At 66.8% G+C, this 5,887-nt stretch carries 5 protein-coding genes; 4 read left to right on the top strand and 1 reads right to left on the bottom strand.

The features are described from left to right. Window positions 1–900: N-acetylmuramoyl-L-alanine amidase (locus ACOV8S_RS17430; protein ID WP_448318685.1), on the bottom strand; the 900-nt coding region annotated here is incomplete at its 3' end. A 463-nt stretch (window positions 901–1,363) separates the two neighbouring features. Here ACOV8S_RS17430 and rpsL point away from each other — a divergent pair. The 4 genes from rpsL to tuf all read left to right on the top strand — a co-directional run bounded on the left by rpsL (window position 1,364) and on the right by tuf (window position 5,732). Continuing rightward, window positions 1,364–1,735 (top strand): 30S ribosomal protein S12, encoded by a 372-nt coding sequence (gene rpsL, locus ACOV8S_RS17425; protein WP_003948652.1) that lies wholly within the window; start codon window positions 1,364–1,366, stop codon window positions 1,733–1,735. A gap of 2 nt (window positions 1,736–1,737) precedes the next feature. Continuing rightward, window positions 1,738–2,208: a 30S ribosomal protein S7 gene (gene rpsG / locus ACOV8S_RS17420; protein WP_003974303.1), complete on the top strand. Its 471-nt coding sequence runs from the start codon at window positions 1,738–1,740 to the stop codon at window positions 2,206–2,208. Between the two features lie 39 nt (window positions 2,209–2,247). Then, complete coding sequence (fusA, locus tag ACOV8S_RS17415) at window positions 2,248–4,374, top strand: elongation factor G (protein WP_448318684.1); 2,127 nt, start codon at window positions 2,248–2,250, stop codon at window positions 4,372–4,374. Between the two features lie 164 nt (window positions 4,375–4,538). Next, window positions 4,539–5,732 (top strand): elongation factor Tu, encoded by a 1,194-nt coding sequence (tuf, locus tag ACOV8S_RS17410; RefSeq protein ID WP_351110722.1) that lies wholly within the window; start codon window positions 4,539–4,541, stop codon window positions 5,730–5,732. Window positions 5,733–5,887 lie beyond the last annotated feature (155 nt).

The raw sequence follows: 5,887 nt of genomic DNA, 5'->3' as shown, positions 1-5,887 counted from the left end.
CGCCTGGACGGTGAACCCGTGCTCCGCGCCCAGCCGGCTCAGCGTGGACATGCCCGGGATGCCGTCCGCGTCGGCGCCCGAGTACCCGCAGCGCCGCTGCCAGGCGGCGTAGGCGGTCACGGTCTGCGTGCCGTAGTGGCCGTCCGCGTACGCCGCGGCGAGCAGCCCCTCGGCCACCAGGGCCCGCTCCACGGTTTTCACGCCCTCGTAGGTGACGGGCGTGCCCGAGGCGCCCGGGTCGGTCCGTGCGGCCGTCACGAGCCGCGAGAGGTCCACCACGGGCTGCGGGGGCGGGGTCGGGGCGGCCTGGCCGAGCCGGGAGGCGATGCGCTCCCGCATGCCGGCCATCGAGAAGCCGCGGGGGTCGATCTTGGTGTTGGTCCACTCCTTGTGCCCGATCACCGAACGCGCGCTCCACCGGTGGGCGCGGCAGATCGCCGCCGAGGCCGCCTCTATCGCCTCCAGTTGGGCGGCGGGCCAGGGATCCTTGCCGTCGCCGAGGTTGACGCATTCGAAGCCGTAGAAGCGGGCGTTGCCGTCGGTGTTGTTCTCGTTGGGCGCCGGCAGCGCCGCCGACTCGGCCACCACGGCGCGCAGCACGTCGTCGTCGCCCAGTCCGGCGTGGTTGGCGCGGCCGTTGCCGACCAGGTGGACGGTGCCGTCCTTGGCGATCACGCCGTGGCAGAGGGGGCCGGGAAGGTCGGAGCGGCCTTCGAAGCACAGGCGGACGGTCGCGTCGGTGCCGGAGGTCACCGTGTGGTGGATCATCACGCCGTTGACCGGGCCCCATGCTCCCTTCGCGTTCCGGTTGTTGGTGCGCCAGCCGGAGTGCTCGACCACCTTCACGCCTTCGTTCCGTAGTGCTCTGACGAGGGCGTCGGCGGTCAGAGGTGAGGCCATGGTGCGGTTCCCTTCGCTCGTGTCCTTGCGGGGGTTTCCCTGCGCCTCTCATTCCCTCTGCCGTGCGCATCAACAGTTGCGCCGGTGTTCGATCGTGCGTTCCCGCCGCCCCTCGCAGGGGTGGCCTCCGCTCCGTCCGCCGGGCGCGCGCGGGGCGGCGGACGGGGGCCCGCCGGACCGCGCCGGACCGGCGGGGGCGACGCCGCGGCGGGGCCCTGGCCAGCCCCGGGGCATTTGTTTTGACCACGGCGTATGCGGTAGGTACGCTCAGACCTTGTGCCTGGGGTGTGCCCTGGCCTCCTTGCGTGCCTTTCCACCGCAAGGGGAGTCCGCATCGGCCACCGTGATCCGTGCAGTTCTCCGCCTGACGGCGTAGGTCCGCGGGATTCGACACACCCGACCGCGTGGGTCGGCGATGTTCCAGGTTAGCTTCACCATTCGGCACACAGAAACCGGAGAAGTAGTGCCTACGATCCAGCAGCTGGTCCGGAAGGGCCGGCAGGACAAGGTCGAGAAGAACAAGACGCCCGCACTCGAGGGTTCCCCTCAGCGCCGTGGCGTCTGCACGCGTGTGTTCACGACCACCCCGAAGAAGCCGAACTCGGCCCTGCGTAAGGTCGCGCGTGTGCGTCTGACCAGCGGTATCGAGGTCACTGCTTACATTCCGGGTGAGGGACACAACCTGCAGGAGCACTCGATCGTGCTCGTGCGCGGCGGCCGTGTGAAGGACCTGCCCGGTGTTCGTTACAAGATCATCCGCGGTTCCCTCGACACCCAGGGTGTCAAGAACCGCAAGCAGGCCCGCAGCCGCTACGGCGCCAAGAAGGAGAAGTAAGAATGCCTCGTAAGGGCCCCGCCCCGAAGCGCCCGGTCATCATCGACCCGGTCTACGGTTCTCCTCTGGTGACCTCCCTGATCAACAAGGTGCTGCTGAACGGCAAGCGCTCCACCGCCGAGCGCATCGTCTACGGCGCCATGGAGGGCCTTCGCGAGAAGACCGGCAACGACCCGGTCATCACGCTGAAGCGCGCTCTCGAGAACATCAAGCCGACCCTCGAGGTCAAGTCCCGCCGTGTCGGTGGCGCGACCTACCAGGTGCCGATCGAGGTCAAGCCCGGTCGCGCCAACACGCTGGCCCTGCGCTGGCTGGTCGGTTACTCCCGCGCCCGTCGCGAGAAGACGATGACCGAGCGTCTGCTCAACGAGCTTCTCGACGCCTCGAACGGCCTCGGTGCGGCCGTCAAGAAGCGCGAGGACACGCACAAGATGGCCGAGTCCAACAAGGCCTTCGCGCACTACCGCTGGTAGTCGCAGACCCCATCGAGACCGAGAGAAGACTGAAGCCTTATGGCTACCACTTCGCTTGACCTGGCCAAGGTCCGCAACATCGGGATCATGGCCCATATCGACGCGGGCAAGACGACCACCACCGAGCGGATCCTCTTCTACACCGGCGTCAGCTACAAGATCGGTGAGGTCCACGACGGCGCCGCGACCATGGACTGGATGGAGCAGGAGCAGGAGCGTGGCATCACGATCACCTCTGCTGCCACCACCTGTCACTGGCCGCTGGAAGACGTCGACCACACCATCAACATCATCGACACCCCGGGTCACGTCGACTTCACCGTCGAGGTGGAGCGCTCCCTGCGCGTGCTCGACGGTGCCGTGACGGTGTTCGACGGCGTCGCCGGCGTGGAGCCCCAGTCCGAGACGGTGTGGCGTCAGGCCGACCGTTACGGCGTTCCGCGCATCTGCTTCGTGAACAAGCTGGACCGTACCGGCGCGGACTTCTTCCGCTGCGTTGACATGATCGTCAACCGCCTGGGCGCCCAGCCGATCGTGATGCAGCTGCCGATCGGCGCCGAGGCCGACTTCGTCGGCGTCGTCGACCTGGTCCGCATGAAGGCCCTGGTCTACTCGCCCGAGGCCACCAAGGGCGAGATGTACGACATCGTCGACATCCCGGCCGACCTGCAGGAGCAGGCCGAGGAGTACCGCGCCAAGCTGGTCGAGGACGTCGCGGAGAACGACGAAGAGCTGATGGAGATGTACCTCGAGGGCACCGAGCCCACCGAGGAGCAGCTCTACGCGGCGATCCGTCGTATCACCATCGCGTCCGGCAAGGGCGGCGGCACCACCGTCACCCCCGTGTTCTGCGGCACCGCGTTCAAGAACAAGGGCGTTCAGCCCCTGCTCGACGCCGTCGTGCGCTACCTGCCGTCGCCGGTCGACATCGAGGCGATCGAGGGCACGGACCCGAAGGACGCCGAGACCGTCGTCAAGCGGAAGCCGTCCGACGACGAGCCGCTCGCGGCCCTCGCCTTCAAGATCATGAGCGACCCGCACCTCGGCAAGCTCACCTTCGTCCGGGTGTACTCGGGCCGCCTGGAGTCCGGCTCTTCGGTGCTGAACTCCGTGAAGGGCAAGAAGGAGCGCATCGGCAAGATCTACCGCATGCACGCGAACAAGCGTGAGGAGATCGACTCGGTGGGCGCCGGCGACATCATCGCCGTCATGGGTCTCAAGCAGACCACGACGGGCGAGACGCTGTCGGACGACAAGGCCCCGGTCATCCTGGAGTCCATGGACTTCCCGGCGCCGGTGATCCAGGTCGCCATCGAGCCCAAGTCCAAGGGTGACCAGGAGAAGCTGGGTGTCGCCATCCAGCGTCTCGCGGAGGAGGACCCCTCCTTCCAGGTTCACTCGGACGAGGAGACCGGCCAGACCATCATCGGTGGTATGGGCGAGCTGCACCTCGAGGTGCTGGTCGACCGTATGCGCCGTGAGTTCAAGGTCGAGGCCAACGTCGGCAAGCCGCAGGTCGCGTACCGTGAGACGATCCGCAAGGCCGTCGAGCGCGTGGACTACACCCACAAGAAGCAGACCGGTGGTACCGGTCAGTTCGCCAAGGTGCAGATCGCGATCGAGCCCATCGAGGGCGGCGAGGCGTCGTACGAGTTCGTGAACAAGGTCACCGGTGGCCGCATCCCGAAGGAGTACATCCCTTCGGTGGACGCCGGTGCGCAGGAGGCCATGCAGTTCGGCATCCTCGCCGGTTACGAGATGACCGGCGTGCGTGTCATCCTCATCGACGGTGGCTACCACGAGGTCGACTCCTCCGAGCTCGCGTTCAAGATCGCGGGTTCGCAGGCCTTCAAGGAGGCCGCGCGCAAGGCCAGCCCCGTGCTGCTCGAGCCGATGATGGCCGTCGAGGTCACCACGCCCGAGGACTACATGGGCGAGGTCATCGGCGACATCAACTCCCGCCGTGGTCAGATTCAGGCCATGGAGGAGCGCGCCGGCGCCCGCGTCGTGAAGGGCCTGGTGCCGCTGTCGGAGATGTTCGGCTACGTCGGCGACCTCCGCAGCAAGACGTCGGGTCGCGCGAGCTACTCGATGCAGTTCGACTCCTACGCCGAGGTTCCGCGGAACGTCGCCGAGGAGATCATCGCGAAGGCCAAGGGCGAGTAACTCCACCGAGTTCCACGCTTTAGGCTTGACTCCGTGCCTCCAGGGGCATTCCGGCGCGAACCGAGAGGAACGTGCCGGGGTGCCCCGAGGGGCCGGGCATTCCAGCAAAGATCACCTGGCGCCGATGAAGCAAGGCGTTCAGAACCACTCCCAGGAGGACCCCAGTGGCGAAGGCGAAGTTCGAGCGGACTAAGCCGCACGTCAACATCGGCACCATCGGTCACATCGACCACGGTAAGACGACCCTCACGGCCGCCATTACCAAGGTGCTGCACGACGCGTACCCGGACCTGAACGAGGCCACCGCGTTCGACAACATCGACAAGGCTCCTGAGGAGCGCCAGCGCGGTATCACCATCTCCATCGCGCACGTCGAGTACCAGACGGAAGACCGGCACTACGCCCACGTCGACTGCCCGGGTCACGCGGACTACATCAAGAACATGATCACCGGTGCCGCCCAGATGGACGGCGCGATCCTGGTGGTCGCCGCGACCGACGGCCCGATGCCGCAGACCAAGGAGCACGTGCTCCTGGCCCGCCAGGTCGGCGTTCCGTACATCGTCGTCGCCCTGAACAAGGCCGACATGGTGGACGACGAGGAGATCCTGGAGCTCGTCGAGCTCGAGGTCCGTGAGCTCCTCACCGAGTACGAGTTCCCGGGCGACGACGTTCCGGTCGTCAAGGTCTCCGCTCTGAAGGCGCTCGAGGGCGACCAGAAGTGGGCCGACTCGGTTCTCGAGCTCATGAAGGCAGTCGACACCGCGATCCCGCAGCCGGAGCGCGACGTCGACAAGCCGTTCCTCATGCCGATCGAGGACGTCTTCACGATCACCGGTCGCGGTACGGTCGTCACCGGCCGTATCGAGCGTGGTGTCCTGAAGGTCAACGAGACCGTCGACATCATCGGCATCAAGACCGAGAAGACCACCACCACGGTCACCGGTATCGAGATGTTCCGCAAGCTGCTCGACGAGGGCCAGGCCGGTGAGAACGTCGGTCTGCTCCTCCGTGGCATCAAGCGCGAGGACGTCGAGCGCGGCCAGGTCATCATCAAGCCGGGTTCGGTCACCCCGCACACCGAGTTCGAGGCCCAGGCCTACATCCTCGGCAAGGACGAGGGTGGTCGCCACACCCCGTTCTTCAACAACTACCGCCCGCAGTTCTACTTCCGTACGACGGACGTGACCGGCGTCGTGACCCTCCCCGAGGGCACCGAGATGGTCATGCCGGGTGACAACACCGAGATGAAGGTGGACCTCATCCAGCCCATCGCCATGGAGGAGGGCCTGAAGTTCGCCATCCGTGAGGGTGGTCGTACCGTGGGCGCCGGCCAGGTCACCAAGATCGTCAAGTAAGTTCCCTTGCCTGACGGTCACTCGATGACCTGAGCTCTTGTGGCTCAAGGAGGGCCCGCACGACATCACGTCGTGCGGGCCCTTCGGCGTTCCCTGGGGCGTGGCCGGCGCCGCCCCTGCGGTCCCTCTCCGGCTCCCCCGGCCCTTCACAGGCC

Source organism: Streptomyces sp. CO7, from assembly GCF_053474865.1.
Note: the sequence above shows the minus strand (reverse complement) of the source record. Positions and strands in the feature narration are given on the sequence as shown.